Source organism: Amnibacterium sp. (assembly GCF_036559085.1).
Classification (GTDB): Bacteria; Actinomycetota; Actinomycetes; order Actinomycetales; family Microbacteriaceae; genus Amnibacterium.
Map to the genome: position 1 here is coordinate 12,509 of NZ_DATBTU010000049.1, position 25,796 is coordinate 38,304.

The 25,796-nt window shown below is 73.1% G+C and carries 30 protein-coding genes and 1 tRNA gene; 20 read left to right on the forward strand and 11 right to left on the reverse strand.

Annotation, left to right across the window (positions count from 1 at the left end; all coding sequences use genetic code 11):
* Positions 1–7: 7 nt before the first annotated feature.
* Positions 8–679 (forward strand): BON domain-containing protein, encoded by a 672-nt coding sequence (locus VIG76_RS08410; protein ID WP_331953079.1) that lies wholly within the window; start codon positions 8–10, stop codon positions 677–679.
* Between the two features lie 51 nt (positions 680–730).
* Here VIG76_RS08410 and VIG76_RS08415 read toward each other — a convergent pair whose 3' ends face one another.
* Entirely contained in the window at positions 731–1,486 is a 756-nt protein-coding gene (locus VIG76_RS08415) for an SDR family NAD(P)-dependent oxidoreductase (protein ID WP_331953081.1), read from the reverse strand.
* A gap of 209 nt (positions 1,487–1,695) precedes the next feature.
* On the opposite strand from VIG76_RS08415, the gene VIG76_RS08420 reads away from it, so the two are divergent.
* Genes VIG76_RS08420 through VIG76_RS08430 form a run of 3 tightly spaced genes read left to right on the forward strand, consistent with a single transcriptional unit; the run spans position 1,696 to position 4,617 of the window.
* Complete coding sequence (locus VIG76_RS08420) at positions 1,696–2,679, forward strand: carbohydrate kinase family protein (RefSeq protein ID WP_331953083.1); 984 nt, start codon at positions 1,696–1,698, stop codon at positions 2,677–2,679.
* Between the two features lie 10 nt (positions 2,680–2,689).
* On the forward strand, positions 2,690–3,625 hold the full coding sequence (locus tag VIG76_RS08425; protein ID WP_331953085.1) for an alpha/beta fold hydrolase: 936 nt from the start codon (positions 2,690–2,692) through the stop codon (positions 3,623–3,625).
* 50 nt (positions 3,626–3,675) lie between these two features.
* Positions 3,676–4,617 carry an alpha/beta hydrolase gene (locus VIG76_RS08430; protein ID WP_331953087.1) on the forward strand — a complete coding sequence of 314 codons (942 nt, stop codon included), beginning with the start codon at positions 3,676–3,678 and terminating at the stop codon, positions 4,615–4,617.
* Between the two features lie 72 nt (positions 4,618–4,689).
* On the opposite strand, the gene VIG76_RS08435 is transcribed toward VIG76_RS08430, so the two are convergent.
* The gene (locus tag VIG76_RS08435) at positions 4,690–5,646 is read right to left on the reverse strand and encodes a universal stress protein (protein ID WP_331953089.1); all 957 of its coding nucleotides are present in this window, start codon (positions 5,644–5,646) and stop codon (positions 4,690–4,692) included.
* Between the two features lie 204 nt (positions 5,647–5,850).
* On the opposite strand from VIG76_RS08435, the gene VIG76_RS08440 reads away from it, so the two are divergent.
* From VIG76_RS08440 to VIG76_RS08465, 6 genes are all read left to right on the forward strand, one after another.
* Positions 5,851–6,744: a glycosyltransferase family 2 protein gene (locus VIG76_RS08440; RefSeq protein WP_331953091.1), complete on the forward strand. Its 894-nt coding sequence runs from the start codon at positions 5,851–5,853 to the stop codon at positions 6,742–6,744.
* Between the two features lie 81 nt (positions 6,745–6,825).
* Complete coding sequence (locus VIG76_RS08445) at positions 6,826–7,731, forward strand: SGNH/GDSL hydrolase family protein (protein WP_331953093.1); 906 nt, start codon at positions 6,826–6,828, stop codon at positions 7,729–7,731.
* A gap of 291 nt (positions 7,732–8,022) precedes the next feature.
* Positions 8,023–8,442 carry a YciI family protein gene (locus VIG76_RS08450; protein WP_331953095.1) on the forward strand — a complete coding sequence of 140 codons (420 nt, stop codon included), beginning with the start codon at positions 8,023–8,025 and terminating at the stop codon, positions 8,440–8,442.
* Positions 8,435–9,667 (forward strand): RNA polymerase sigma factor, encoded by a 1,233-nt coding sequence (locus VIG76_RS08455; RefSeq protein WP_331953097.1) that lies wholly within the window; start codon positions 8,435–8,437, stop codon positions 9,665–9,667. Before VIG76_RS08450 ends, VIG76_RS08455 begins: the two co-directional genes overlap by 8 nt.
* A gap of 71 nt (positions 9,668–9,738) precedes the next feature.
* On the forward strand, positions 9,739–10,488 hold the full coding sequence (locus VIG76_RS08460; RefSeq protein WP_331953099.1) for a sulfite exporter TauE/SafE family protein: 750 nt from the start codon (positions 9,739–9,741) through the stop codon (positions 10,486–10,488).
* Between the two features lie 55 nt (positions 10,489–10,543).
* On the forward strand, positions 10,544–11,065 hold the full coding sequence (locus tag VIG76_RS08465) for an MmyB family transcriptional regulator (protein WP_331953101.1): 522 nt from the start codon (positions 10,544–10,546) through the stop codon (positions 11,063–11,065).
* On the opposite strand, the gene VIG76_RS08470 is transcribed toward VIG76_RS08465, so the two are convergent.
* Entirely contained in the window at positions 11,033–11,896 is an 864-nt protein-coding gene (locus VIG76_RS08470; protein ID WP_331953103.1) for a helix-turn-helix transcriptional regulator, read from the reverse strand. The two genes, VIG76_RS08465 and VIG76_RS08470, sit on opposite strands and share 33 nt — an antisense overlap.
* A 143-nt stretch (positions 11,897–12,039) precedes the next feature.
* Here VIG76_RS08470 and VIG76_RS08475 point away from each other — a divergent pair, with 143 nt between their 5' ends.
* From VIG76_RS08475 to VIG76_RS08490, 4 genes are read left to right on the forward strand one after another with little or no spacing between them, the layout of a single operon-like run.
* A complete protein-coding gene (locus tag VIG76_RS08475) occupies positions 12,040–12,834 on the forward strand; it encodes an SDR family NAD(P)-dependent oxidoreductase (RefSeq protein WP_331953105.1) in 795 nt (264 codons plus the stop codon).
* A 33-nt stretch (positions 12,835–12,867) separates the two neighbouring features.
* Complete coding sequence (locus VIG76_RS08480) at positions 12,868–13,704, forward strand: alpha/beta hydrolase (protein ID WP_331953107.1); 837 nt, start codon at positions 12,868–12,870, stop codon at positions 13,702–13,704.
* A 13-nt stretch (positions 13,705–13,717) separates the two neighbouring features.
* A complete protein-coding gene (locus VIG76_RS08485; protein WP_331953109.1) occupies positions 13,718–15,181 on the forward strand; it encodes an MFS transporter in 1,464 nt (487 codons plus the stop codon).
* 21 nt (positions 15,182–15,202) lie between these two features.
* On the forward strand, positions 15,203–16,036 hold the full coding sequence (locus VIG76_RS08490; RefSeq protein WP_331953111.1) for a MerR family transcriptional regulator: 834 nt from the start codon (positions 15,203–15,205) through the stop codon (positions 16,034–16,036).
* Between the two features lie 17 nt (positions 16,037–16,053).
* On the opposite strand, the gene VIG76_RS08495 is transcribed toward VIG76_RS08490, so the two are convergent.
* From VIG76_RS08495 to VIG76_RS08505, 3 genes are read right to left on the reverse strand one after another with little or no spacing between them, the layout of a single operon-like run.
* On the reverse strand, positions 16,054–16,599 hold the full coding sequence (locus VIG76_RS08495) for a GNAT family N-acetyltransferase (RefSeq protein ID WP_331953113.1): 546 nt from the start codon (positions 16,597–16,599) through the stop codon (positions 16,054–16,056).
* 30 nt (positions 16,600–16,629) lie between these two features.
* The gene (locus VIG76_RS08500) at positions 16,630–16,956 is read right to left on the reverse strand and encodes an RNA polymerase sigma factor (protein WP_331953115.1); all 327 of its coding nucleotides are present in this window, start codon (positions 16,954–16,956) and stop codon (positions 16,630–16,632) included.
* Between the two features lie 4 nt (positions 16,957–16,960).
* Positions 16,961–17,326, reverse strand: coding sequence for a YciI family protein (locus VIG76_RS08505; RefSeq protein ID WP_331953117.1), 366 nt, complete (start codon positions 17,324–17,326; stop codon positions 16,961–16,963).
* 146 nt (positions 17,327–17,472) lie between these two features.
* Between VIG76_RS08505 and VIG76_RS08510 the strand changes: the two genes are divergently transcribed.
* Together VIG76_RS08510 and VIG76_RS08515 are read left to right on the forward strand one after the other, a co-directional pair.
* Entirely contained in the window at positions 17,473–18,864 is a 1,392-nt protein-coding gene (locus VIG76_RS08510; protein ID WP_331953119.1) for a GAF domain-containing serine/threonine-protein kinase, read from the forward strand.
* 79 nt (positions 18,865–18,943) lie between these two features.
* Positions 18,944–19,744, forward strand: a complete 801-nt coding sequence (locus tag VIG76_RS08515) for an alpha/beta fold hydrolase (protein WP_331953121.1) — start codon at positions 18,944–18,946, stop codon at positions 19,742–19,744.
* Positions 19,745–19,758: 14 nt separating this feature from the next.
* Here VIG76_RS08515 and VIG76_RS08520 read toward each other — a convergent pair whose 3' ends face one another.
* The 4 genes from VIG76_RS08520 to VIG76_RS08535 form a co-directional block, all read right to left on the reverse strand.
* Complete coding sequence (locus VIG76_RS08520; RefSeq protein ID WP_331953123.1) at positions 19,759–21,006, reverse strand: AI-2E family transporter; 1,248 nt, start codon at positions 21,004–21,006, stop codon at positions 19,759–19,761.
* A gap of 115 nt (positions 21,007–21,121) precedes the next feature.
* Positions 21,122–21,433 carry a hypothetical protein gene (locus VIG76_RS08525; protein ID WP_331953125.1) on the reverse strand — a complete coding sequence of 104 codons (312 nt, stop codon included), beginning with the start codon at positions 21,431–21,433 and terminating at the stop codon, positions 21,122–21,124.
* 53 nt (positions 21,434–21,486) lie between these two features.
* Positions 21,487–21,948 (reverse strand): iron chaperone, encoded by a 462-nt coding sequence (locus VIG76_RS08530; RefSeq protein WP_331953127.1) that lies wholly within the window; start codon positions 21,946–21,948, stop codon positions 21,487–21,489.
* Positions 21,949–22,112: 164 nt separating this feature from the next.
* Entirely contained in the window at positions 22,113–23,066 is a 954-nt protein-coding gene (locus VIG76_RS08535; protein ID WP_331953129.1) for an aldo/keto reductase, read from the reverse strand.
* A 239-nt stretch (positions 23,067–23,305) separates the two neighbouring features.
* On the opposite strand from VIG76_RS08535, the gene VIG76_RS08540 reads away from it, so the two are divergent.
* On the forward strand, positions 23,306–23,602 hold the full coding sequence (locus tag VIG76_RS08540) for a hypothetical protein (RefSeq protein WP_331953131.1): 297 nt from the start codon (positions 23,306–23,308) through the stop codon (positions 23,600–23,602).
* 5 nt (positions 23,603–23,607) lie between these two features.
* Here VIG76_RS08540 and VIG76_RS08545 read toward each other — a convergent pair whose 3' ends face one another.
* Positions 23,608–24,522: a 2-deoxy-5-keto-D-gluconate 6-phosphate aldolase domain-containing protein gene (locus VIG76_RS08545; RefSeq protein WP_331953133.1), complete on the reverse strand. Its 915-nt coding sequence runs from the start codon at positions 24,520–24,522 to the stop codon at positions 23,608–23,610.
* Positions 24,523–24,615: 93 nt separating this feature from the next.
* Here VIG76_RS08545 and orn point away from each other — a divergent pair, with 93 nt between their 5' ends.
* The 3 genes from orn to VIG76_RS08560 form a co-directional block, all read left to right on the forward strand.
* On the forward strand, positions 24,616–25,257 hold the full coding sequence (gene orn, locus VIG76_RS08550; RefSeq protein ID WP_331953135.1) for an oligoribonuclease: 642 nt from the start codon (positions 24,616–24,618) through the stop codon (positions 25,255–25,257).
* Positions 25,258–25,294: 37 nt separating this feature from the next.
* Positions 25,295–25,370 (forward strand) — tRNA-His (locus VIG76_RS08555).
* A 25-nt stretch (positions 25,371–25,395) separates the two neighbouring features.
* A partial coding sequence (locus tag VIG76_RS08560) for a class I SAM-dependent methyltransferase (RefSeq protein WP_331953137.1) occupies positions 25,396–25,796 on the forward strand: 401 nt, incomplete at its 3' end.

Here is a 25,796-nt window from a genome sequence, read left to right on the forward strand (position 1 = left end):
TGCCCGCATGACCACGACTCCCCAGTACAGGACAGACCAGGACGTGCAGCGCGAGGTGACGGAGGAGCTCGAGTGGATCGCCGGCCTCGACCTCGCTGACGTGGGCGTATCGGTGCACGACGGCGCCGTGACGCTCGACGGCGCGGTGTCAGACCTCCCACAGCGGAAGGCGGTGGTCAAGGCCGCCCTCCGGGTGCGCGGCGTCACCGCCGTGGCGGACGAGCTCGAGGTCCGCCTCCCCGACAGCAGCCGCATCTCGGACAGCGACATCGCGGACGCCGTGCAGCGCGGGTTCCGCGACTCGGTCGAGGTCCCGCACGATGCGGTGCACGCGACGGTCCGCGACGGGGTGGTGACCCTGCTCGGCACGGTCCGCTTCCAGTACGAGCGGAGGGCCGCCAGGCGCATCGCGGAGCACGCGCGCGGCGCTCGGGCGGTGGACAGCCGCATCGAGCTCGCGCGCCGGCCATCCGCGCCGGATGCCGCGGAGCGGGTGCGCAACGCCATCCGCCGGAACGCGGCCGTGGACGCGGCGCACGTCGACGTGCGGATCGACGGGACCGAAGCGGTGCTCACCGGCACCGTGCGCTCGTTCGCCGAGCGCAGCCAGGCTGAGCGGGCGGCATGGACGTCGCCGCACGTGACCGCGGTGCGGAACCTCATCGAGGTCCGCGGCTGACAGCTGCTGCGGGACGCGGGACGCCCGCAACCCGCGTCCCGCAGCACCCCGTCAGATCGCGGCCCAGCCCCCGTCCGAGGCGAGCACGGCTCCCGACACGTTCGCCGAGTCGTCGCTCAGGAGCCACGTGATCGCGGCGGCGAGCTGCGCAGCGGTCGCGACGGACGGCACGGTGGCCGCCAGCACCGGACCGACGCGCTCGGCGGCGGCCGCCGACTTGAACGGCGCCTCGATGTTCGTGGCGACCGGCCCGGGCGCCACCGCGTTGCATCGCACGCCGGACGGGGTGTAGTAGAACGCGGTGCTCCGCGTGAGCCCGATCACCGCATGCTTCGAGGTCGTGTAGGCCGTGCCGGCCGCGGAGCCGCGCAGACCGGCCTCGGACGAGACGTTCACGATGGAGCCGGCACCGGCGGCGACCATCACCGGCAGCACCGCACGGCTGAGCCGCATCAGCGCCGTGACGTTCACCGTCATCACCCGCTCCCAGGTGGCGTCGTCGACCTCGGCGGTCGGCAGGAAGCCGTCCATGATCCCCGCGACGTTCGCGAGTCCGTCGATCCGGGATCCTGCGGCAGCCACGATCCGCGCGATGACGCCGCCGTCCGAGACATCCCCGTCGACGACGACGAGCCGGTCGGAGCGGGCCGCGGCGGCCAGCTCCTCGAGCCGGGACGCCACCACGTCCGTCGCGACGACCCGTGCGCCCTCCGCGAGGAGTCGCTCCGCGGTCGCCCTCCCGATCCCCGACCCCGCTCCGGTCACGATGACCGTCCTGCCATCGAACCTCGGCACGTGCTCGTCCATGTCGCTCGCCCTTCCTTCCCGGTCGGACCGCTCGGCCCACCGGGAGCACCGTTCCGGCCGGTCCGATCAGCGCGCAGGGCCGAAGGTCCCGCAGCCCCCTGCCGAAGGGCCCATCCCCTCCCGCGGCCAGGTCGTTAGCGTGCGCGGGAGGCGTGCGGAGAGGAGCGGGACATGGCGGAGCGATCCGGCACCGGACAGGCGGCCCGCGCGTGAGCGCGGCGCGTCCCCGCATGGTCGCGCTGGGCAAGGCGACGACCGATCTGTTCGTCACCTGCCCCGCCGCGTTCGTCCCCCACCTGGGGCCGGGCGGCCGCGTGCTGACCCTGCCGCTCGGGGTGAAGCTCGACCTCGATGAGATCGTCGTGACGACGGGCGGGAACGCGGCCAACGCCGCCACGACCTTCGCCCGGCAGGGGCTCGACAGCGTGTTCCTCTGGGCGTTCGGCACCGACGACGACAGCGCGCGCATCCTGGAGTCGCTCGAGGAGGACGGCGTCGACGTCTCGCACGTGCTGATCGAGCCGGGCCGCGTGCCGAGCCTGTCGGTGATCCTGCTCTCCCCGTCGGGTGAGCGCACGATCCTCAACCACCGGGGCAGCCGACCGGACGACGGGGCCCGATCGATCGACCTGACGCCGATCACCGGGGCCGACTGGCTCTACGCCTCCTCGCTCGCCGGCGACCTCCGGCTGCTCGCGGACGCGCTGGCGGTCGCCGCGGCTGCGGGCACGAAGGTCCTCCTCAGCCCCGCCGGCAGCGAGCTGCGGCAGCGACCGACCCTGCTCTCGCTCCTGTCCCGCTGCGACCTCCTCGCGATGAACAGCGACGAGGCTCGCCTGCTGCTCGGCAGCCACGAGCGGGACGCCGGCGCACTCGCCGCGGCGGTCGCGGCCCTGGGTCCCGGAGCCCTGGTCACGGACGGCGCCCGCGGCGCCGCGTTCTGCGACACGGCCGGCGAGATCACGGTCCACGTCGACGGCGTGGTGCACGACGTCATCGACACGACCGGCTGCGGCGACGCGTTCGCCTCCGGGTTCCTCGCCCGCTACGCGCAGGCGGCGGACGTCGGCGAGTGCATCGCGTTCGCCACCGCGAACGCGAAGAACGTCCTGCGCTTCCTCGGCGCGCGCCCCGGCATCCTCCGGTCGCCGAGCCGGGCACCCGAGCGGTCGGCAGCGCCGGCGTCGGTCTGAGCAGCCGACCATGGCGCACCTCACGGACGTGCAGCAGGACGGCGCAGGTGCAGCACGGCGCCGCGCCGCGGTCGCGGCGGACCGGCTGCTCCCCGACATCGACTGGTCGGTCCCACCCGACTGCGCGACGCCCTGGAGGTTCGCCGCACCCAGCGGCTCGCTCGCCGCGCTGAGCGCCGGCCCCCTCGACGGGCCGCGGGTGGTGCTCGTGCCGGGGGTGACTGGCTCGAAGGAGGACTTCCACTTCCAGCTCATCGACCTCGCCGACGCCGGCTACCGGGTCGAGAGCTTCGACCTGGCGGGTCAGTACGAGTCGTCGGACGCGGGGCCGGAGCGGCTCTCGCCGCCCAGGCGCTCGTACGACTACCGGCTGTTCGAGGACGACCTGGAGGCCTTCCTGGAGCACGGCGCCACGCCGGTCCACCTGCTCGGCCACTCCTTCGCGGGCATCGTCGCCGCCAGGGTCGCGGCCCGCCGCCCGGAGCTCGTCGCGAGCCTCAGCCTGCTCAGCACCCCGCCCCTGGCCGGCCAGGCCTTCCGCGGCGTGCGTGGGCTGGGGCCGCTCAGCCGGGTGCTGCCCGCGTCGGCGATCACCCTCGCGATGCGCTGGAGCCTGGAGGCGAACGTGCAGGGTGTGCCACCGGCGCGGCAGCGGTTCGTGGAGCAGCGCCTCGCGCGCACCCGTCCCGCCGCGTTTCGCCAGATCATCGCGCTGATGCGGCACACGCCGGCGGTCGGGCCGGGTCTCAGGCGGTCACCGTTCCCGATCAGCGTCGCGGTCGGCGCCCGCGACGTCTGGCCGCTGACCCTGCACCGCCGGTTCGCCCGCGAGCTCGGCGCGTCCATCGCGGTCTACCGGACGGGCCACAGCCCGTGCGAGACCGCCCCCCACGAGCTCGGCGCGGACCTGCTCGCACTCTTCGAGAAGGCGAGGACGCCGGTATGAGCTCCCCCGGCCGGGCGGATGCCGTCCCCGGCCGGAACTACCATCACCGGATGGCGGTCGTCCCCCGTGTCCCCGTGTGGCTCTGGAGCGCCGTCATGTCCTGGGTCGCACCACGTGAGCTCCGCCGGTTCAACCGGGACCCGATCACCGAGGTCGACTACCGGCTCGACCTCGACTACGCCGGCGACGGTCTGCCGCAGCACCGGCTCGACGTCCTGATCCCGAAGGGCGCGACGGCCCCGCTACCCGTGTACGTCTACTTCCACGGCGGTGGCTGGACCTCGGGCGACAAGGCGGCGCTCACGAAGTACTGCGCCAGCCAGGCGATCGCCGGCATGGTCGTCGTGAACGCCAACTACCGTCGCGCGCGACCGCACCACATGGGCGACCTGCTCGAGGACGCGGATGCCGTGCTCCGCTGGACCCGCGACCACATCGCCGACCACGGGGGCGACCCCGCCCGCATCGTCCTCGGCGGCGACTCCGCCGGCGGCCAGATCGCGGCGCTGACGGCGGCCATGCCGTCGTCGCCGGAGCTGGCGACGCATCACGGCATCCGGCCCGCGCTCCCGGCGGCGGCGATCCGCGGCCTCGTGCAGCACTGCAGCATGGCGGACTTCCGGCTCGCCCTCGACGGACGGATCCCGATGGGGCGCGACTTCGTGCGCATGCTGCTGCCGGACCGGGGACGCGGGACCCGCCTCCGCGATGCGGCGCGCTACCTCTCCCCGGTCGACTGGATCGGCCCGGACTTCCCGCCCACCTTCATCTCGAGCTCGTCGAGGGACTTCCTGCACACGGCGAGCCGCAGCCTGCACGACCGGCTCCGCTCCCAGCGGGTCGCCGTCGACGCCCTCTTCCTCGGACCGGAGGCCCGCACCGCCACCCACACGTGGCAGCAGGACGCGGGGCACGCGGAGTCCGCGGCGGTCTACCGGCGGCTCCAGGCGTTCATCGCCCGGGTGTCCGGCCCGGTGGCGTCGCCGGCCTGATCGCAGCGCGGGTGCATGCCGGACCGGCGGCACCCGAGCGGATGCCGCCGGTCCCGTCGGCCCGTGAGGGACTCAGCCGACTCCGGCCGCCGCCGTCTCGGCGTGGTCGTGCTCCGGTTCCGGGACCGTGCCCGGCGCGTCCGGCACGACGAGCACCGGGCACTCGGCGTGCTCCGCGACCGGGAGGCTCACGGACCCGAGCAGCACGCCGGCGAACCGGCTGCGCCCGATCCGGCCGACGACGACCACATCCGCCGTCCGGCTCGCGTCCACGAGCACCGCGGCGGCCGGACCCTGCCGGATCTCCGTCTTCAGCCGCGGCGGCCGGCCGTGCAGGAACGCGGCGTTCACCTGCTCCTCGAGCGTGCGCTCGGCTGCGGAACGCAGCTCGGCGAAGATGTCGGGTCGGTCGCGCGCGGGCCGGGCGGGGTACTGCCATGCCGTGATCGCGAGCAGCTCGGCGTCGAGCTCGTCGGCGACCTGCGACGCGGTGCGCAGCAGCTGCACGGCGGCGGGGCCGTGCCCGACGCCGACGACCACCCGGGCACCGCTCCTCGCCTCCTGCGCGTCGGTGAGCGCGGCCCCGCCGTGCACGACCAGGACCGGGCAGTGGGCGTGCATCGTGCAGGCCATGCTGATCGAGCCGATGAGCAGGCCACCGAATCCGCCGTGGCCGCGGCTGCCGACGACGAGCAGGTCGGCCCCGTGGCTCGTCCCGACGAGCGCCACCGCCGGGATCTCGGGCGTGACGATCCGGGAGACCGGGACGATGGGGTGCTCGCCGAGGGCGTCATGGACCGCCTTCCGGAGCGTCTCCTCGGCCTCCTCGCGCATCTCGGGAAGCACGAGAGGGACGCCCCTGAACCCGAGCGGCGCCGCCCAGCACAGGACGGCGGTGAGGGTGCCGCCGCGGGCGGCGGCGGCCCAGGCGCCGGCCTTGAGGGCGGCGAGGGAGTCCGGGGAGCCGTCGACTCCCACGACGATGCGCGGATGCGCCCCGGGCTCCGGGGCATGCTGCTGCTCGTTCATGACCCGGAGCCTCCTCCTTCGGCTGGAGGAGACCAGGGCCGAACGTCCCGCCCGCAGCAGGCGGCGGCCTCAGGACCTTCGTCACTGGCCGGCGTCGCCGGCAGCGGCTGTGCTGATCACCATGCGCGGATCGGCATCGCAGCGGATCCTCCGCCCTCGGCCCTCGAGCTCGGGCGCTGCGATCCCTGCCGTGCGGACCGCCTGATGCGCATCGCGGTCGTCATCCCCGTCCGGAACGACGCGCAACGCCTCGCCGACTGCCTCGTGGCGCTCGAACGCCAGACCCGCCCCGCCGACGAGATCGTCGTCGTGGACAACGGCAGCACGGACGGCAGCGCCGCCGTCGCGGCCGCGCACGGTGCGCGGGTCGTGCCGGCGCGGGTCGCGGGCATCCCGGGAGCCACCGCGACCGGGTTCGACCATGCGCGCGGCGACGTGGTCGCGAGACTCGACGCCGACTCGGTCCCTGCTGCCGACTGGCTGGAGCGGATCGAGGCGGCCTTCGCCGCGGACCCGTCGCTCGCGGCCGTCAGCGGCGCCGCGACCTTCTACGGCGGCACCCCGATCGTCCGCTTCCTCGGCCGGCTCTCGTTGACGCTCGGCTACTTCCGGCTCATCGCCGGCGTGATCGGGCACGCGCCGCTGTACGGGTCCAACTTCGCCGTCCGGACCGAGGTCTGGCGGCGGATGCGCGGCGCCGTGCACCGGGACCGGGCGGATGTCCACGACGACCTGGACATCTCGCTCCAGCTGCCCGCCGGCGCCGAGGTGCGCTACGACCCGGGGCTCGAGGTCGCCGTCTCGTCACGGTCGTTCCTGCGCCCGGGTGGGACGCGGAGGCAGATCGGGATGACCGCGCGGACCTTCCTCGTCACCGGCCGGGAGCGCGGCCTCCTCCGCCTGCGACTCACCTGGTTCCTCGCCGATCAGGAGCGAGCCGCGCAGCGCGAGCCGGAGCTCTGGCGCCTCGGAGCGCTCGAGCGGGGCGCCGCCGAGCACATCTGGGGCCGGTGGGCACGACGGTCACCGGCATCGCGGTCCGGCCGGGTCGCGTCGCCGCCGGAGCCCGAGCAGCTGGACGCCGGCTCGCACCGGTGAGGGCGGATCCGGTGCGGTCCCGGCTCGGCCGTCGCAGCACCGACTCCTTTCGCCCATGTCCTCCCGCCAGTACGATCCGGCATGCCGACCCGACGGGTTGGAGTGCGTCGCGCGCGCATCCGGTGGAGAGCCGCCCTTGCCGCGCTCCTCGCGACGCTGCTGCTGGCCGGCTGCGCCTCCGCACACGGCCGGTCCTCCGACGCCGCCGCCCCGACGGCCGGCTCGGCGAGCCCCGCCAGGAGCTCGCACTACCCGAGCTCGATGGTCGCCCTCGGCGACTCCGGCGCCACCGGCTACGACTCGGACCCGGCGTCCCCCGGGGCGGACGCTTCGCAGAACTCGTGGGCCGCCGGCACGAACCCGGCCGTGCGCAGCATCTACTCGCGCCTCCTGGCAGTGGATCCCGCGATCAGAGGCCACGCATCGAACGTCGCGGTCGACGGCAGCGACGTCACGGCGCTCGCCGCCCAGGTCGACACCGCGCTGAAGTCGCGGCCCACCCCGGAGCTGTTCCTCATCCAGAGCGTCGACAACGACTTGCGGTGCGACGGCACCGACGCCAAGAACTCCGGGCCGTTCGGGCAGCACCTCACCGCGGTCCTGCAGCACATCGCGAGGAGCGCTCCGCACGCCGACATCCTGATCGTCTCCAGCCCGTGGGCGACCGCCGCGAACTACACCGCCGTGGCGGCGACGAGCGCCGACGGTCGCTCGGCCAACAGCGGGAGCGGGCCGTGCAACGCGTTCAGCCCCGACGGAAAGCCGCAGCCGGCGCATGTCGCCTACGCCGAGAGCGTCACACGGCACTACCTCGCCGAACTCGAGCAGCGCTGCAAGACCGTGCCGCAGTGCCGGTACGACGGCGGCGCGCTGCACGCGATGCGGATCACGGCTGCCGACCTCTCCCCCGACTTCCGCCACCTGTCGATCGCCGGCCCGGCCAAGCAGGCTGCGGTCGAGTGGACCGTGCTGTCGTCGAAGTACTGAACGGCTCGGGCCGCGATACGTCCGACGTGAGGCCCCGATGCGACGCGACGAGGACGATCGGCGGCCCGCCTCCGCGCTCGCGGAGCGGATCCGGATCGTCCCCTCGGCGGGTGATCGAACCATCCGGCCGCAGTGAGACCTCCGTGCGCCGAATCATCACGCCGCGGACGGCGCGGCGGCCGAACCGCTGCAGGCCTGGACCGGCCGATCCGATGTCGATTCCGCCGCGTCCCGTTCGACGTGTAGGCAAGGAGACGCACACGGTGTCTCGAGAACGTCCGGGAGGACACGATGGCGAAGTACATGCTGATCATGCGGAACGGCGGATCGGTGGAGCGGTACGAGGACATGGACTTCGACGCCGTGATCACGGCGATGGGGAAGTACAACGAATCGATGATCGAGGCCGGCGTGCTGCTCGCCGGCGACGGGCTCTCGGACGCCTCCCAGGGTGCCGTCGTCGAGTTCACCGGCGAGGCGCCGCTCGTCACCGACGGCCCCTACGGGGAGGCGAACGAGCTGTTCAACGGCTTCTGGACGATCCAGGCCGCCACCAAGGAGGAGGCGGTCGAGTGGGCGAAGCGCGCGCCGCTGACCGCGGGCAACAAGATCGAGGTGCGCCGGGTGACGGACGAGAGCGACTTCGCCGGGTACGAGGACAACGAGTACCTCCAGAAGGAGCGGGAGTGGCGCGGCGCCGAGCGTGCATGACGCGGTGACCGCCGCGGCGGTCGAGGCCGTCTGGCGCATCGAGAGCGCGCGCATCGTCGCGGCCCTCGCGCGCATCACGGGCGACCTCGGCCTCGCGGAGGACCTCGCGCAGGAGGCGCTCGTCGAGGCGCTCGAGCAGTGGCCGTCCGTCGGCGCGCCCCGCAACCCGGGGGCGTGGCTCACCGCCGTCGCGAAGCGACGAGCCATCGACGGATGGCGTCGGCGCGAGCGCCTCGACGACCGCTACCGGGCGATCGCGCACGAGACCGCCGAGGCCGGCGAGCAGGACTGGGAACCGATCCCGGACGACGTGCTGCGGCTCGTCTTCACGGCGTGCTCCCCCGTCCTGTCCCGGGAGTCGCAGGTCGCGCTGACCCTCCGCGTCGTCGGCGGCCTCACGACCACCGAGATCGGCCGGCTGCTGCTCGTCCCGGTGCCGACCGTGCAGGCGCGGATCACGCGGGCGAAGAAGGCGCTGGCGGCGGCGCATGTGCCGTTCGAGACTCCCGAGCCGGCCGAGTGGGCGAGTCGGCTGACGGCGGTGCTGGGGGTCGTCTACCTCGTCTTCACCGAGGGCCACACCGCGACGAGCGGTCCCGAGTGGCTGCGGCCGGACCTCGCGGAGGAGGCGCTGCGCCTCGGCCGGATGCTCGCGGGCCTTCTCCCGCAGGAGCCGGAGGTGCACGGCCTGGTCGCGCTGATGGAGCTGCAGGCATCCCGCTTCGCGGCGCGACGGGGCCCGGCCGGCGAGCCGGTGCTGCTCGCGGACCAGGACCGCACGCGCTGGGACCGCGCGCAGATCGCCCGGGGGCGGGCGGCCCTCGCCAGGGCGGCCGAGCTCGGCGGTGCACCCGGCCCGTACGCGCTGCAGGCGGCGATCGCCGAGCAGCACGCGATCGCGCCGTCCGTCCCGGCGACCGACTGGCCGGCGATCGTCCGGCTCTACGACGCGCTCCTCCGCCTCAGGGCGAACCCGGTCGTCGAACTGAACCGCGCCGTCGCGGTCTCGATGGCGAGCGGGCCGGCAGCCGGACTCGCGCTGGTCGACGACCTCGCGGTCCGCGGCGTCCTCCCCGCCAACCACCTGCTGCCGAGCATCCGCGGCGAGCTGCTCGACCGGCTCGGGCGCACGGAGGAGGCGAGGGACGCGCTGCAGCAGGCAGCCGCGCTCGCGACGAACGACCGGGTCCGGGCGGTGCTGCTCGCGAAGGCCGCCGCGGGCTGACGTCGACCGAGCGAACGAGGCCGGCCCTCCCCCCGGCACGTCGTCCTGCCCGCGGCTGGCAGGGTGCTCTCGTGCCCGACGCCGTCGAACCGCTCTTCCTGCTCCTGGCAGGCGTCGTCGCGGGTGTGATCGGCACCTCGGGCGGGATCACGTCGCTGGTGGCGTATCCCGCGCTGCTCGCCGTGGGCATCCCGCCGCTCGCCGCCAACGTGACGAACGCCGTCTCGCTGCTCGGGAGCGGATTCGGATCCGCGGTCCGGTCCGGTCCTGAGCTCGCCGGCCATGGCTCGACGATCCGCGCCTGGATGCCGCTGACGATGCTGCTCTCGCTCAGCGGCGCGGTGCTGCTGATCCTCACGCCGAGCCGGGCGTTCGACCGGATCGTGCCGTTCCTTCTCGCGACGGGCGCGATCACCCTGCTGCTGCAACCGCTCATCGCGCGCAGCCAGGCACGCCGGGGCGCCGGCACCAACCGTGCCGCCGTCGTGCTCGCCGGCGCGGGCACGGCGGTCTACAACGGCTACTTCGGCGCGGGAGCCGGGATCCTCATGATCGCGGTCCTGCTGCTCGGCACCGAGCCGGTCCTCCCCCGCGCCAACGCCCTGAAGAACGTGATCCTGCTCGCCGCGGACGTGCTGCCCGCGATCCTCTTCGCGTTCACCGGCGGGGTGGTCTGGGCGGCGGTCTGGCCGCTCGGCATCGGTGCCCTGCTCGGCGGCCTGATCGGCCCGTCGGTGGCGCGTCGCGTGCCGGCCGACGCCCTTCGGATCCTCATCGCGTCCAGCGGCCTGGCCCTCGCTGCGTGGCTTCTGTTCCGCTGATGGTGGCCCGGCTGGGGACACGAGAGCGACGCGCGCCGCCGGGTAGCGTCCAGCCATGATCGAGCCCGGGATCCTCCCCGACATCCGCCGGCTGATGGCGTCATGGGTCGGGGTGCCCGCGTTCATCCGCGACGAGCGGCTCGACGTCGTCGCGGCGAACCCGCTCGCGACGGCGCTGTCGGAGAGCTTCACTCCGGGCGTCAACCTCGCTCGGTTCGCGTTCCTCGACCCGGGACCGAGGAGCTCGGCGGAGGACTGGTCCGACATGGCGGGTCAGGTCGTCGCGGTGCTGCGGGCGTCCGCGACCGAGCACCGTGGCGATGCGGACCTCCGGCGGCTGGTGGGCGAGCTCGCGTCCAAGGACCGCGGCTTCGCAGACACGTGGGCGCTCGATCGCCGCGACGCGCCGAAGAGTGCCGCCCTGGCCTTCGACCACGACACCTGCGGGACCTTGCAGCTCTGGTACCAGCAGCTGCCGCTCACCGGGGACGGACGGCTCGTGCTCGTGGTGTGGCACCCGGCCGACGAGGCGACCCGGGAGGCGCTAGCCGACCTCGAGGCGATGGTCGACGGGTAGCTCGCTGACTGCCGGGACGGTGATGCCCCGGTCGATCTGCTCCGCCAGGTGCGCGAGCGCGCGCTCGCCCGGCGACCCCTCGTCGGCGAAGTAGGTCGTGAGCACCAACCCGCTCCGCCCGGGCACCGCGAGGTTCTGGAACCGCAGCTCGACGAAGCCGATGCCGGCCACGTAGTGCGTCGTCGTCCCGGTGGTGAACGCCTGCACGTCGTGCCGCGCCCACAGACGGCTGAAGTCGGCATCGGCGGACAGCTCACCGACGATGTCGTGGAGACGGGGATCGTCGGGGTCGGCTCCGAGCCGCAACGAGGCGACGGTCCGGCCGGCGAGCTCCTCCCAGTTGGGTGCCGCTTGGCGGGACAGCGGCTCGAAGATCGCGAGCACCAGGTTGCCGCCCGGCTCGAAGATGCCCGGGGCGAGCGCAGCGGCGAGGGGGTTCGACACGAGCACGTCCATGCATCCGTCGATCACGACTGCGGGCGTCCTGGTCCAGAGCGCCATCAGCCGGAGCAGTGCGTCGTCGACGCGATGATCCGAGGAGCGCTCGACGTGCCCGTGCACCGGGTGGGCCAACCGGTGCAGGTACTCAAGACCCTGATCGTCGAGCCGCAGCGCACGGCCGAGCGCGTTGAGCACCTGGTCGGACGGCGGACCGTCGCGGCCCTGCTCCAGCCGAAGGTAGTAGTCGGGGCTGATGCCGGCGAGCATCGCGACCTCGCTGCGCCGGAGCCCCTGGACGCGCCGCCGCCCGCCCGCCGGCAGCCCGACGTCGGCAGGAGTCAGCACCTCGCGCCGCGCACGCAGGTACTCACCGACCGCGGATCGGTCCACGGGTCAAGGGTAGGCAGATCAGCAGCGGAGGCCTAGGGATATCTCAGCGACGCGGCTCGCGCGGACCGATGGTGGGGGCGCTGGGACCACGCTCCCACTCCCAGAATCCGCCTACCGTCGGCACCGCAGGTGGAGGGAGCCGCATGGATCTCGGGCTGGACGGCAAGGTCGCGGTCGTCACCGGAGCGAGCAAGGGCATCGGCCTGGCCATCACGGCAGCCCTGGTCGGCGAAGGTGCCACGGTCGTCGCCGGCGCGCGGTCCAGCTCCCCGGCGCTCGACGAACTCGTCGCAGGCGGCTCGGTCAGGTTCGTCCCGGTCGATCTCTCCGCCCCGGAGGCGCCCGCCGCGCTCGTCGGCCACGCGGCTGCACTCGGCGGCCTCGACATCCTGATCAACAACGTGGGCGCGGTCGGTCTCCGCACCGAGGGCTTCGTGGCGGTCACGGACGAGATGTGGCTCGCGACCCTCAACCTGAGCTTCCTCGCCGCCGTCCGCACCACCCGTGCCGCGATCCCGGTGCTGCTCGCCCGCGGCGCCGGGAACGTGGTGACGATCGGATCCGTCAACGCCTTCCTTCCGGATCCGGGTGTCATCGACTACTCCGCCGCCAAGGCCGCGATCTGGAACCTCTCCAAGTCGCTGTCGAAGGAGTACGGCGCGCAGCACATCCGGTTCAACACCATCAGCCCCGGCCCCGTCGCGACCGACCTGTGGCTCGGCGAGCACGGCGTCGCCGCGACCATCGCCCAGCGCCGCGGCGTCGATGTCGCGGTGGCCCGCGACGAGGCGATCGCCGCGCAGGGCGGCTTCGAGACGGGCCGGTTCACGCAGCCTGCCGAGGTCGCCGACCTCGCGCTGCTGCTCGCGAGCGACCGGGCCGGGAACGTCACCGGAGCCGACTTCGTCATCGACGGCGGGCTCGTCAAGACCCTCTGATCACCCGTTCCATCCGACTCCAAGGAGCGACCCATGTCCCCGAACACCGACGTCATCTTCATCCACGGCCTCTGGATCCACTCCAGCGCCTGGCAGCCATGGCTGGACCTCTTCACGGAGCAGGGCTACGTGCCGAGCGCTCCCGGATGGCCGGGCGACCTGGACACCGTGGCCGCGACCCGGGAGGACCCGTCAGGGCTGAACGACATCGGCATCTCCGAGATCTGCCACCACTACGCCGACCTGATCGACGGCCTGGATGCGAAGCCGCTCGTGATCGGGCACTCCTTCGGCGGGCTGATCGCCCAGGAGCTGCTCGCGCACGACCTGGTCCGCGCGGCGGTCGCCATCGATCCGGCCCCGATCAAGGGCGTGAAGGCGCTGCCGTTCTCGCAGCTGAAGTCGGGCCTCCCGGTGCTCGGGAACCCTGCCAACAAGAAGCGCACCGTGGCGCTGACCGCCAAGCAGTTCCGCTACAGCTTCGGGAACGCCCTGACCGACGAGGAATCGGATGCGCTGTTCGAGGCGTGGACCATCCCCGGCCCGGGCCGGCCCTTGTTCGAGGACGCGCTGGCCACCTTCGTGCGGCACTCGCCCGCGACGGTGGACACGCACACCGCGGTGCGGGGTCCCCTGCTGCTGACGTCCGGCACCGAGGACCACACGGTGCCGCGCGTCGTCACGGTGGCGGTCTCGAAGCTCTACGCCGACAACACGGCTTCGGTCACCGAGTACCACGAGTACGAGGGCCGAGGGCACTCGCTGACGATGGACCACGGATGGCGGGACGTCGCCACGGACGTCCTCGACTGGCTCGGGGCCAAGGGCCTCGCACCTGCAGTTCGGCAGACCGCGGAGCCCGTCGGCTAGTGGCCGCACGCGGATGAGCGGACGGGGCGGACGGGCGTCGCCGGCGCTCGTGGACCCGCGGATCGGCGTCGCGCAGCCGCTCCAGCAGCGGCTGCTCGTCGCCGCGATCCTCGCGTCGTTCGTGTCGTTCCTGGACGGCTCGATCGTCACCATCGCGCTGCCCGCCATCGCGCGGGACGTGGGCGGCGGGGTCGTGACGCAGCAGTGGGTCATCGACGCGTACCTGCTCACGGTCTCGGCGCTCATCCTCGTGTCGGGAGCGGTCTCGGACGCCTTCGGCCGCATCCGGGTGCTGCGGATCGCGCTGCTCGCCTTCGCGGCGACCTCGGTGCTCTGCGCGCTGGCGCCGACGTCGTCGGTGCTGATCGTGGCCCGACTGCTGCAGGGCGTCGCCGGCGCGCTGCTCGTGCCCGGGGCGCTCGGCCTGATCATCGCGGTGTTCAGCAGCGAGGAGGAACCGAGGGCCATCGGGCGGTGGACCGCCTGGGCGAGCGTCGCGAACCTGGCCGGGCCGGTGCTGGGCGGCGTGCTCGTCGATGCGGCGGGATGGCGGAGCGTCTTCCTCGTCGCCCTGCTGCCGGCCGCGGCCTCGATGCTGCTGCTCGGCAGGACCCGGGACGCGGCCCGGACGACGAGGGCGTCCCGCGTCGACGTGCCGTCGTGCATCCTCACGGCGGCCGGGCTGGGCGGGCTCACGGTGGGGCTCGTCGAGCTCGGCTCGCACGCGGCGTCCGATCCCGCGCTCGCGCTCGTCGCCGTGGGAGCGCTCGCGATCGGCGTGGGCTGCCTCGCCGCATTCGTCGTGCGCGACCGCCGCACCGCATGGCCGCTGGTGCCGCCCCACCTGTTCCGTTCCCGCAACTTCACCGCGGGCAACCTGAGCACCTTCGTGATCTACGCCGGCCTCGGCCTGGCCTTCCTCGTGCCGTCCCTCTTCCTCCAGCAGGTGGTCGGCCTGAAGGCGACGGTCGCCGCACTCGTGTCGCTCCCCGCGACGGTCCTCACGATCCTGCTGTCCGGCCGGTTCGGGGCGCTGTCGGGCAGCTTCGGGCCGCGGCGCTTCATGACGATCGGACCGCTCATCGCGGCGAGCGGCGCCTTCACCATGACCTGGGTGCGGGAGCCGCAGACGGCCCTGTGGTTCGTCGTCCCCGGCATGGTGCTGTTCGGCCTCGGGCTCTCGATCACCGTCGCGCCACTGACCTCGGCGGTGCTCGGCGCGGTCCCGGCGAACGAGAGCGGCATCGGCTCCGCGGTGAACAACGTGGTCGCCCGGACCGCCGGCCTTCTCTCCACCGCGTGCGTCGGCTGGATCCTCGCCGGCCCCGTCAGCGTGCCGGGCTTCGTGCGCGTCGAGGTCGCGGTGATGCTCCTGCTCCTGGCCGGCGCCACGATCTCGTTCCTCGGCATCCGCGACCATCGGCTCGCCGGAGCGGAGGGATCCTCCGCCACGCGTCTTGACTCTCACACCGTGTGAGGCGCCACGATCGTGCTCACCATGTACAGCATCGGCAGGTTCGCATCGATCGGGCGCGTGCGCGTCCGGATGCTGCGGCATTACGACGAGATCGGCCTCCTGATCCCCGCGCACGTCGACCCGGCCACCGGGTACCGCTCGTACGCGCCCGAGCAGCTGAACCGCCTCGCCGACGTCATGCGGTTGCGCGGGCTCGGACTCGGGCTCGCCGAGATCACGGCCGTGCTCCGCGCGGGCGACGGCGACCCCGTCGCGCGTGCGCTGCTCGTGTCCGTCCGGGACGAGCTGCGGCGCACCATCGCCGCGGACACCGACCGGCTCGCCCGCTTCGACGCGTACCTCCGGCGGACCGAAGGAGCAGCCATGTCCGAGGACACCATCACCGTCAACTACGAGAGCGTCCCGGCCGTCCGGGTCGCGACGCTCACCCGGCGCGCCCCCGGGTTCGGGAACCAGGCCATCGGCCCGGTCGTCGGACCGATGTTCCCCGAGGCGCAGCGCATCCTCGACTCGGCCGGCGTCGCCATCCGGGCGGCGATCGCGCTCTACACGTCGGACGACTCGGGCGACGGCTCGGGCGCCATCGTCACCGCGGGATTCGTGATCGAGGACGACGTCGCCGATGTGCCGGGCCTCGACGTGCACGTGCTGCCCGCGGTGCCCGAGGCCGCGATCACGACCCACCGCGGTCCGATGGACGGCATCGACCGCTCGTGGATGGCGCTCATGGACGCCGTCCGCGCGCGAGGCGAGGTCCCCTCGGACGCCGCTCGCGAGGTCTACCTGACGCCGGGTGACCGGCCGCAGTCCGAGTGGGTCACGGAGCTCGTGCAGCCGATCGCGAAGGCGGGCTGAACGGCGCCGGCGGGCGATCAGCCCGCGTCGCCCTCGATCCGCGGCCGCCACTCGGACCGGAGCAGCCCCATCCGCACGATGTCCTCGTAGGCGCCCCGCACCCAGGCGTGCTCGCGCTGCCGCCCCTCGAGCACGAAACCGACCTTCTCGTAGGCGCGGATCGCGGCCAGGTTCGAGGCGATCACCTCCAGGTGGAGCCGCCGGAGGTTCTGGCGGACGAAGGCGAACTCCACGATCCGCTCGATGGCCGCCGTCCCGATGCCACGGCCCCTCGCCTCGGGCGCGAGCGCGATGCCGAGCTCGGCGTGCCGCGCCAGCGCATCGACGCCGAACAGCCCGATCGAGCCGACGGCGACGCCGTCCGCCTCGATGACGAACCGCGTGTTCCCCGCGCCCTCGACCTCCTGCTGCTCGAGGCGCGCCTCGAACGCGGCGCGGGTCAGCGGGGCGGGCGGCAGCGGGCCCCGCTCCTCCCAGGTGGGGAGGTCGGCGGCGAGCGCGAAGAGGACGTCGAGATCGGCTTCGGTGCGGGCCCGGAGGGTCACGGCCGGCGGAATGGACACCCGAGGCACGGTACCGGCGAGTGCCGCAGGTCAGTCCCCGACCGCCAGCGGCTTCCGCTCGAGCAGCCGCCGCTCCGCCTCGTTCCGGGTGAGGAGCAGGGACTCGTCGTACGCGATCCGCGCTTCCTCGGGTCTGCCGAGGCGGGCGAGGAGATCGGCACGGGCCGCCGGCAGCGAGCCGTAGGCGGCCGGCGCGGGCTCGGCCGCGAGCCGGTCGAGCTCCGCGAGCCCGGCTGCCGGTCCATCGCTGAAGCCGATGGCGATCGCTCGGTTCAGCGCGACGATCGGCGACGGCCAGACGTCGAGCAGCACGTCGTAGAGGCCCCGGATCTGCGCCCAGTCGCCGGCGCGGCTCAACTCATCACCGGATCGGCCGCACCTCGACGCCGCCGAACGGCGCGGGCACCTCCTTCGCGATCGCGAGCGCCTCGTCGAGGTCCGCGGCCTCGATCACGGAGTAGCCGCCGAGCACCTCCTTCGACTCGGCGAAGGTACCGTCCGTGATCGCGAAGCCGCCGTCGACGTCCGCCCGCAGGGATGTCGCGGTCTCGGCCGACTCGAGCGCGGCCCCACCGCGGAGCGCACCCGCGCGGCGCTCCATGAACGCCCGGTACGGCCCGCTGATGTCGGTGCCGCCCGCCTGCGCGGTCGCCGACTCGTCGCGATGGATCAGCAGCAGGTGGTTCGCCATGGTGGTCTCCTCCGGTTCCTTCAGGATGTCCTTCATCTGCTCGACGCGGAACGGCGGCCGAGATCGACACCCCCGGGCGGATCGCTGCCTTGGCGCCTCACCGTGCGCAATGGCTACCGTCGAAGTCGGAAGGGTGACAGCATCCTGTCCAAGCGAGCCGGATGACCGAGGAGGGGCGGCCGATGGTGGACTCCGTGTCACCCGTCACCCTTCCGGTGATGCTGCAGGGCCGGTATCGGATGGGCGCGATCATCGGCCGCGGCGGCGCGTCGGCCGTGTACCGGGCGCGCGACCTCCTGCTCGGACGCGATGTGGCGGTCAAGGTCTTCAGCACGCGCGCGGTCGACGCGGAGGACCTCCGCGCGCAGGAGGGCGAGGCCCGCATCCTCGCGGGCTTCAACCATCCGGGCCTCGTCACCCTCCTCGACGCGGGGGTCGACCTCACCGACCCGGCCGCACCGCAGGTGTTCCTCGTGATGGAGCTGGTCCCGAACGCGGACCTCCGCGAGCGCCTCCGCCGCGGCGCGCTGGACGCCTTCGAGGTCACCTACCTCGGCTGGGACCTGCTCGACGCGCTCGACTACGTGCACGAGCGCGGCATCATCCACCGCGACCTGAAGCCCGCGAACGTGCTGCTCATCGAGGCGCGCAACCGGCCACCGCGGGGCAAGCTCGCGGACTTCGGCATCGCCGTGCTCCGCGGCCACAGCTCCGACGACGAGCCCGAGACGACGACGGGCACCGCCGCCTACCTCAGCCCCGAGCAGGTCGAGGGCGGCGGCATCACCCCCGCGACCGACATCTACTCGCTCGGGCTCGTGCTCCTCGAGGCGTACTCGGGCCGGGTCACCTTCCCTGGCGGGGTGCTCGAGTCCGCGTTCGCCCGGCTCGACGAGGACCCACCGATCCCGGCCGAGATGCCGGACGACCTGGCCGAGGTGCTGCGACGGATGACCGCCAGGAGGCCCGCCGACCGGCCGTCCGCGAAGGATGCGCTCGCCGACTTCCGGGAGATCATCATGCGGCGCCTGGGGGGCGGACGTCCGCAGGCGGCCGACCCGGAGGCCGAGCGCCTCGCCGCGGTGCGCGACCTCAACCTGATCGGCACGCCGCCCGACGCGGAGTTCGACCGCATCACCGCGCTCGCTGCCCGGCTGTTCGAGGTGCCGGTCGCGGTGATCAGCATCGTCGACGAGAACCGGGTGTGGCTGAAGTCCCGGCGCGGCATCGATGTGGCCGAGGTGGAGCGCACCCGCGGCCTCGGTGCCAGCGGCAGCCTCCAGGAGGCGACCCTGGTCATCGAGGACGTGGCGAACGATCCCCGGACCGCGAACCTCCCCGACAGCGGCGCGTCGCCGTACCGGTTCTACGCGGGCGTCCCGCTGATCACCAGGGAAGGGCACAACATCGGCGTCATCGCGATCGCCGACGTGAAGCCGCGGCGGATGTCGGCGAGCGAGGTCGCGACCCTCGAGGACCTCGCGGCGATGGCCCTGCACGAGATGGAGCTCCGCCGGGCCGCGAGGCGGGCGGCGCTCGGACAGCTCCAGCTCCCGGATGACGGGCGAGGCTAGGAGGCGGTGTGACGGACCCGAGCACCACCGGCCGTGCGGGTGGGCATTCCCTCGGATGTCGCTCCTAGGATTCCGCCCCGTGGACGAGTACCTCGAGCGACCGCAGGCACGGCTGGCGTACAACGTCGACGGTGATGGCGACAGGACGCCCGCCGTCGTGGCGCATTCCTTCCTCGCGAGCCGGCATCTCGAGGACACCATCGGCATCTTCGACTGGCGGCCCGTCCGCGCCGACGGCCATCGCCTGATCCGCTTCGACTCCCGGGGGCACGGCGAGTCCTCGGGGGTCGCGGACGAGGAGGGGTACCGCTGGGCGGCGCTCGCGGACGACCTGCTCGCCGTCCTCGACGCAGCCGAACCCACCGGCGCGCCGGTCGACGCCATCGCGGAGTCGACCGGCTGCGGCACGTTGCTCTGGGCCGCCGTGCGCAAGCCGGAGCGGTTCCGGCGCCTCGTGCTCGTGATCCCCCCGACGATCGGCGAGGCGCGGCACGAGCAGGCGCAGATCTACCTCGCCGGGGCCTCCCTGATCGAGCTGCGCGGCGCCGAGGCCTGGAAGCGGCTCGTCGACAACTTCCCGCCCGTGCCGCTGCTGGACCAGGGCGGCTGGGCGCGGGCGCGCAGCGTGCCGGTGTCCCTCGAGCTGCTGCCCTCGGTGCTGCGCGGCGCCGCGGCGAGCGACATGCCGTCCGACGAGCAGCTCGCGGTCCTGCAGCATCCGGCGCTGGTGCTCGCGTGGCGGTCGGACCCCAACCATCCCGACACGTCGGCGACCCACCTCGCGGAGGCACTCCCCCACGGCACGGTGGAGATCGCGGAGGAGCCGGACGACGTGCGCGGCTGGGGCGATCGGGTCGCCCGGTTCCTCGCGGAGGACTGAGCGCAGAACGCGGCTCAGGCCGTCGTCGTGACGTCCTTCGGCCTCGGGTCGTCGTCGCGCCGAGGCGACGGGTCGCCCTCCTCCGGCACCGGTCCCGTCGGCGGTGAACCCTTGCCCTTCCACTCCCCGCCCGCGACGTACTTCACCGCGGAGTTGGTCGCCGCGGCGAGCGGCACGGCGAACACCGCTCCGACGATGCCAGCGATCACCGATCCGCCGGCCACCGCGAGCACCACGGCGATCGGATGCAGGCGCACCGCGCCGCCCATCAGCAGCGGATGCAGCACGTGGCTCTCCACCTGGTTGACGGCCACGATGCCGGCGAGCATGAGCAGCGCGTTGAACGGACCGTTGTAGACGAGTGCCACGATGACCGCGAGCAGGCCCGTCGTGACCGCACCGACGATCGGGATGAACGCACCGAGGAACACCAGCACGCCGAGCGGCACGGCGAAGGGCACGCGCAGGATCGCGGCGATGACACCGATCGCGATGCCGTCGATCAACGCCACGATGATCTGCACCCGCACGTACTCGTGCAGCGACAGCCAGGCCGCCTGGGCGGCGCCGTCGACCGCGGCTCGCGCCTTGCGCGGGGAGAGCCGCAGGCACCAGTTCCAGATGCCCGAGCCGTCGATCAGGAAGAACAGGGTGATGAAGAGGGTCAGCAGCACCGCCACGAGCGTGTGGATCGCGACATCCGCGCCGGTGAGCGCACCGGCGGCGATCTTGCTGGAGTTGGCCTTCAGGTAGGACTCGGCCGACTTGACCGCGTTGTCGACGTCGGTCTGGTTGATCCCCAGCGACGACTTGCTGAGGAAGCTCAAGGTCGACCGGTAGCTCGCCACGACGTGATCGACGAACCCGTTCTGGATGCCGCTGTTGACCGTCACGGCGACCAGCGTCGCCAGGCCGCCGAAGGCGACGAGGAGCAGCAGGAAGGAGAGCAGCACCGCCAGCCACTTCGGCACGTGACGGCGCATCAGGACCCGCTTGAAGGGTGTGAGCAGCGCGGACAGCAGGATGGCCACGACGAACGGGATGACGATCTCGCCGATCCGGGCGAGGAGCGCGACGAAGCCGAGCACGACGACCGCCATCGCGATGATCCGCCAGGAGAAGCCGCCCGCCAGGCGCACGCCGAACGGGATCGCGCCCTCGGCGTCCCGCACGGTGACGTAGCCGGTCGGGTCGGGTGGCGCGAGCTCGGGTCGCCCCGGCGGGCGTCCGGCGAGCGGGCCTCGGGCGGCGGGGCCGCTCATCGGGCGGTGCGGATTCGGGGGCGCATGGGCTCACCGTGCCAGCCGCAGCCTGGACTCCGCCTGACGACGCGTCGAAGACCCGCCCTACGTGGACCTTCTGACCGCTGAATCCGCGTCAGCCCGCGTCCTGCTCGAGGGCGGCGAGCCGCTCCTCGAGCGCCAGCATCCGCTCCTCGAGACCGTCGTTCCCCGATGCGGCAGGCGCTCGGAGGTCGGCGAGCGCGGTCGTCAGCTTGCCGACCAGGCCGGCGACCTCGGCGGGCGAGAGGCGCAGGCTGCCGACGCAGCGGTCCTCCCGCCAGAGGCTGAGGGTGACGAGACCGGACGGCGCGTGCGGCGAGACCCGCACGGCTCGTGAGTTCGCGCGGGCGGACTCCCATGTCCAGCGTCCGTCGGGCTGGTGGTTCGGCACCGCCTGCAGCGTCATCGCCTCACGATGGACCTCCTGGGCCCATCGCGCCAGCCCCCGTGGGCGTCTCCTCAGCCGGCAGCGCGGCGGAGCAGCTCCCGGATCCGCTGCTCCTCGTCGTCGCCGAGCTCGAGCAGCGCGTAGGAGGTCGGCCACATCGGCCCGTCGTCGAGCCGCGCGCCGGCGTTGAATCCGAGGGTCGCGTAGCGGGAGTCGAACTTCGATGCCGCCTGGAAGAAGCAGAGCACCGCGCCGTCCTTCGCGTAGGCCGGCATGCCGTACCAGAGCCGGGGCGCGAGCTGCGGCGCCTCCTCCTTCACCATCGCGTGCAGGCGCTCACCGATCACGCGGTCGGCGTCCGGCAGCTCCGCGATCTTCGCGAGGAGCTCGGCCTCGTCCTGCTGCGCCTTGTCGGCCGCCTTCGCCCGCTTCGCCTGGGCCTTCAGCTCGGCCGTGCGTTCCTTCAGCGCCGCTCGCTCATCCGCGGTGAGCCCGTCGAACTTCCCGCTTTCGGTGCTCGATGCCTCGGCCATCTCGTCCTCCTCCTCGGCCCCCTGAGCACGAGGCTAGGGATCCGGACGCCCGAGCGCTTCTCCGGATCTGCTCGAACCGCTCAGCGACCGACTGTTGCCACTCGTTGCGACCATGACGGCCCCAAGGTCGCGAAAAGTGGCAACAGCCGAGCGGAGGAGAGGGGTCAGGCGGGGAAGAGGTCGTCGATCCGGGCGCGCTCCTCGGCGGTGAGGGGCGCCACATCCGCCGCCGCCGCGTTCTGCCGCACCTGCTCGGGCCTCGTGGCGCCGGCGATCACGCTCGACACCTCTGGGTGCGCGAGGAACCACGCGACCGTGATCTCGAGCAGGGTGCAGCCGCGCTCCGTCGCCATCGCATCGAGCGCCTCGATCGCGTCCCAGGGCGCGTTCTCGTGGATGTAGGGCCGCTGCCGCGCGATCCGGGAGTCCGCAGGGAGCTCCTCGCGCCCGAACTTGCCGGTGAACAGGCCGTTCGCGAACGGGAAGTACGGCAGGAAGCCGAGGCCGAAGCGCCGCACCGCGGGCAGCACCTCCCCCTCGACGCCGCGGGCGATCAGGCTGTACTCGTCCTGGGCGGAGACGAAGTGCCGCCGGCCGGTGAGGGACGCCGTGAGGTGCGCCTCCGCGATCTGCCAGCCGGGCAGGTTCGAGTGCCCGAAGTAGCGGATCCTGCCCTCGACGACGAGCTCGTCGAGCGCCTCGATCGTCTCCTCGATCGGCGTGGCGGGGTCCGGGGTGTGCAGCTGGTAGAGGTCGATCCAGTCGGTCTGCAGCCGCCGAAGCGAGCCCTCGACGGCGAGACGGATGTAGCGGCGGGAGCCCTTCGCGCCCCACGACGGCAGCGGCGACGCCATGTCGGCGTGCCCGAACTTCGTCGCGATCACGACCTCATCGCGGCGGCCACGCAGCGAGACGCCGAGCAGGCTCTCGCTCGCGCCGTACTCGGCGCCGTAGACGTCCGCCGTGTCGATGAGGTTGACGCCCGCATCGAGGGCCGCGTCCACGACCGCGTCGGTCCCCTCCTGGGTGCTGGTGACGGTGCCGGCCCGGCCGAAGTTGTTGCCGCCGAGGCCGACGGCGGAGACCCGGAGACCGGATCCGAGGTTGCGGTGCTGCATGCGGTTCAGGCTACGGCGGGCCCAGGGTTGCCGGCTGGGTCGACCCGGCGCACGCCCCGCGCCCGACCGGGATCGCGCCGTTCCGGAGTTCCTGCGCGACACGCCGCGCCCGGCGCCCTTCGGACGGCGTGTCGCCCGATCTCTCCGGAACGGCGCGATGGGGAGGGTCCGGCTCGGAGCCAAACCCATCCGCCGTCCGCGTCGAACCCCTGCGGGGCGATGCGGAAGGACGGGTTCGGATGCCGACGCTGCTGCGCAACCAGGAGGTCCACGGCGGCACGCTGGAGCTCGGCCGCATGTCGATGATCGTCGGCTGCAGCCTCTTCGCCGTCACCGTGCTCGCCCTGGAGGGCGACGTGCAGATCGCCGGGACGACGCTGCGCGACTGCGACCTGCGCAAGGTGCCCGCCCGCGCGATCGACGACTGCCGGCTGATCTCGTGCCGGCTGCCCTCCGGCCTCGACCCGAAGCGGAACCGGGTGGAGGCGCCGTTGACGACGGGCCCGCTCCGGCCGCTGAAGCCGCGCTTCGAGTAGCGGCGTCAGCCGCCGAGCGCGTCGAGGTAGGTGCGGACGAAGCCCGTGTAGGTCGCCGCGATCCGCTTCCGCGCCTCCGCCTCGTCGATCGACCCGCTGAGGCGGTCCTCGACGACATCCCACCAGATGCTGCGCCCGATGGCGAAGCCGAGGAACCCCTCAACGGGCGCGGCGATCCGCAGCCACTCGTCGAGCTGCTCCTTCGGCGCGTGGCGGCCGAGCACGATGCACCGCGCCGGACGCCCGTCGCGGCGGGTCGCTGCCGAGATCCGCTCCGCCGCCTCGCGGGTGGCGAGGCCCTCGATCTTCCAGATCGCCGGCTCCACGCCGCGGTCCTGCAGGTACTCGATGATCCGCACCGTCAGATCCGGTCGGATCTCCCGGTCGTAGCGGTCCGTGTCGCCGTCGACCTTCGCGAGGTCGTGGTCCGTCGCCGGGACGAGCAGCTCCAGGATGAGGTCGTGCCCGCCCTCCGCGGCCCACGCGGACACCGTGGCGAGCCGTTCGGCCTGTCCTGCGCGCTCCTGCTCGTCGAGGCCCGGGTTGTCGCGCACGAGCACCTTCGCGTGATCCGCGCCGAAGAACGTCGCGTGCGCCTGCCAGTCGTCGCCGTACGCGAAGGCGAACCACTGCTGCCCGCTCGCCTCGAGCGGCATCGCGAGCGTGACCGTGTCATCCGCCGCGGCGAGGACTGCCGGGGAGGCGCCGTACTGCTCGTCGACCAGGAAGCCCGGCCGCGCGCCCTCGGGCAGATCGGCGACCGCGTCGAGCAGGCCGCGGAACACGAGCAGCTTGTTCGCCGCGATGCTCGCCGCCTCCACCGGGGTGGGCGCGTCCTTCAGCTCGTACAGCTTCTGCTCGATGCTGTCGCGCTGATCCATCGCGAGGATGAACAGGTGGGATGACGCGGTCGATGCCATGGCCCCATCGTCCGCCAGCCGCCTTCGGGCATGCCGGGTGCGGCCCCGGAACGGGTCTCAGGACCGCGGAGACGTGCTGGGTACAGTGGGCGGATGGCCGCCGCTGATCGTCTCGTCTGGATCGACTGCGAGATGACGGGGCTCGACCTCGGGATCGACGAGCTCGTCGAGGTCGCCGTCGTCGTGACCGACTTCGATCTGAAGCCGCTCGATCCGGGCTTCGACATCGTCATCAAGCCGAGCGACGCGGCGCTCGCCCAGATGGGCGACGTGGTCCGCACGATGCACACGACCTCCGGCCTGCTCGAGGAGCTCGCGCACGGCGTGAGCCTCGCCGATGCGGAGGCCCGCGTGCTCGAGTACCTGCAGCGGTTCACGAGCGCGGGCAGCGCGCCGATCGCCGGCAACACCATCGGCACCGACCGCTCGTTCCTCGTCCGCTGGATGCCGCAGGTCGACGCGCACCTGCACTACCGCAGCATCGACGTGTCCTCCATCAAGGAGCTCGTGAAGCGCTGGTTCCCGCGCGTCTACTACAACGCTCCCGCCAAGAACGGCGGCCACCGTGCACTGGCGGACATCCTCGAGTCCATCCGCGAGCTCGACTACTACCGCCGCGCCGCCTTCGTGCAGGAGCCCGGCCCGACGTCCGAGCAGGCGCAGGCCGCGGCCACGCAGGTCGCCATGGCGTTCGCGCAGCACGGGGCATCGGGATCCGCGCCGGCGGTGCAGTAGACTCGTGGCCGCTCGACGTGCGCCGTCGGGCTTCGTGGTGGGCGTAGCTCAGTTGGTAGAGCGCTGGCTTGTGGTGCCGGAAGTCGCGGGTTCGAGTCCCGTCGTCCACCCCATCCCTTCTCCCCTCGCCGGTCCGCGGTGAGCGCTGAGTCGGCGTCCTACTGGGACGGCGAGGCCGATCGGTTCGACGAGGCGCCCGATCACGGACTGCGCGACCCGGCCGTGCGCGCCGCCTGGCGGGGGCTGCTTCTCGAAGTGCTGCCGCCGACGCCGTCGGATGTCATCGACCTCGGCTGCGGCACGGGGAGCCTCGCCCTGCTCGCCGCGGAGGCCGGCCACCGCGTGACCGGCGTCGATTTCGCGCCGCGGATGCTCGCGGAGGCCCGTGCGAAGGCGGACGCCGCAGGGCTGCAGATCGCCTGGCACCTGGGCGACGCCGCCGCCCCTCCCCTGGCGCCCGGGACGTTCGACGTGGTGCTCGAGCGGCACGTGCTCTGGGCGATGCCCGACCCGGCCGCTGCGCTGGAGGCGTGGTCGAC